We start from the raw sequence: 2,077 nt of genomic DNA, 5'->3' as shown, positions 1-2,077 counted from the left end.
TGGACGGCAACAGCAGCGAGGAAGTGGAGGAGATCGGCGAAGCCTATGCCGGCGGCCCCCTGGACGGCGTCTACATCCTCTCCGCCACCGAATACCGCCGCGCACTGCAGGATCTTGCGGAGCTCAAGGCCACGCAACCGGAAATCCTCTCCCGCGCCGAATACCTCCCCGCCCAGCAACTGCAACAGGGACTGCTGCTGGCCGACGGCAGCCGCACCGACGGCGTCTCCCTGCCGGACCACATTAAAACCGTCGTGGTCAAGGGTCGGGAAGACCGCCTGGGCGCCGATCTCCAGTCCCATATCCTGTTGCGGGCACCGTTCCAACTGGCTGCCGACACCAGCCTGGAAGACAATATCGCCTCCCTGCTGATGAACCGCGACGGCAGCATCCACGCCACCGCCAGCGGCGATTTGAACGGCGGCAGCGTCGAGGCTTTTACCTGGCGCACCGCCTTCTATGCCCAGCCGGACAGCTACGAACAGTCCGAACAGCGCCTGGACCCCAACGAAGACCAGATCTTCGGCCCCATCTCCGGCGCCACCCTGGAACAGTTCGGCTGGTACGGCACCAGCTACGGTGTCACCGACGCGGACGGGCGCTTTGTGGTCAACAGCCCCATGCTGTGCATGCGCAGCAGCCTCGGCGGCTACCTGGTCGGCGGCATGAACTGGCCCCTGACCCTCACCGTGCCCACGGTGCCCTTCAACCCCAACCGCCTCGGCATACCGCCTTACTACGAACTGCGCACCATCCATTCCGGTTGCGGCTACTACGGCAGCTACCGCTTCGACTTCCCGATCGACGTCCTCTGGCTGGCGGGACAACTGCACCTGGCCAATACCCCCGGCGGCGAGCCCATCCCCGTGGGTGACGCCGTCGTTTACGAAGGCCAGGACCGCAGCGGCGACCCCACTGCCAGAACCTGGGACTACGACGGCGACGGCCAGCCGGACAACGCTGTGCTCGCCGACAAGATCACCAAAGCCGTCACCGAAACCGATCCCGCCACCGGCGAAGACATCGAAGTGGACTATATCGTCCCGCAACAGAGCGGGCAGGGCGCCTGGCAGGCCGTCTACTTCTCCTCCGGCAGCCAGAGCCCGGACGCGGAAAACCCCGCCGAACAGGTCCCGGACCTCTGGCGCCTGGCCGATCAAACTCTGAACGGTCGCCCCAGCGGCCTGCTCACCGGGATCAGCGAAGACGCCCTGCGCCACACCGACCTGTATATCTTCCGCGAAAGCACCGGCGAGCTGCTGGTGGAAGTCAGCGGGCTGCCCGAGGGCCAAGAGGGCGCCGCCTCCCGGATCGAAAACGACCGCTACCTCTGGCACACCCTGTTGCGAGGCCCCAAAAGCGTCCGCAACAACTTCGCCGCCTACGGCAACTACGGCGTCGCCCAGGGCGGCACCAGGGAAGACGACTTCCGCAGCCGCAGCGAAGAACTGGGCTTCAGCTCCCGCTACCAGTCCCGCGACGCCGGCCTGCCGTCCCCTGGCGAACAACTCCATATCGTCGCCATCAACCGGGTTACCGGCTACGTCGGCAGCCGGCGCTTCACCCTCGGCAGCACTGGCCAGATAGCGGACCAGACCCAGAACCAAACCCCCGTCCAGAGCGCCGCCCAGGAACTGGAGGAACCCCTCGAACTGCTGCCGCCCAATATCCAAGTCTGGGCCGAGCGTTTAACCGAGATCGAAGCCGGCCTCACGGCCGGCGAAGAACGCCAATACCTGATCGGCCACGAAGGCGCCGCCACCGGCAACGACATCCTCGTCGGCCTCTACACCGACTGGCGCGCCGCCGACGGCAGCCCACTGCCGGAACAACTGGGAAGAGAGCGCGGCGCCGACTACGGCCTCACCGGCCGCCTGGCCAAAGTCCAGGGCGGCCAACTGGTCCCCGTCAGCGCCGGCCAGGCCCTGGACAGCAGCGTCACCCTCGAAGACGTCCTGGAAAACGGCAGCGGCGGCCAGGTAGCCGAATTCCCCGTCGCCCCCGGCCGCCACCTGCAACTGCTGCGCCTGCCCAACACCGAAACCGCCGGCGCCAACAACGACCACTTTTACCTCAA

At 66.6% G+C, this 2,077-nt stretch carries 1 protein-coding gene; it reads left to right on the top strand.

Annotated features, from left to right (window positions below):
• Nucleotides 1-2,077: hypothetical protein (locus tag ACRC0P_RS15490; RefSeq protein WP_438632208.1), on the top strand; the 2,077-nt coding region annotated here is incomplete at both ends.

Source organism: Microbulbifer sp. (genome assembly GCF_051659245.1).
In the GTDB taxonomy this organism is placed as follows: Bacteria; Pseudomonadota; Gammaproteobacteria; order Pseudomonadales; family Cellvibrionaceae; genus Microbulbifer.
This window is presented reverse-complemented; position numbering and strand designations above follow the sequence as displayed.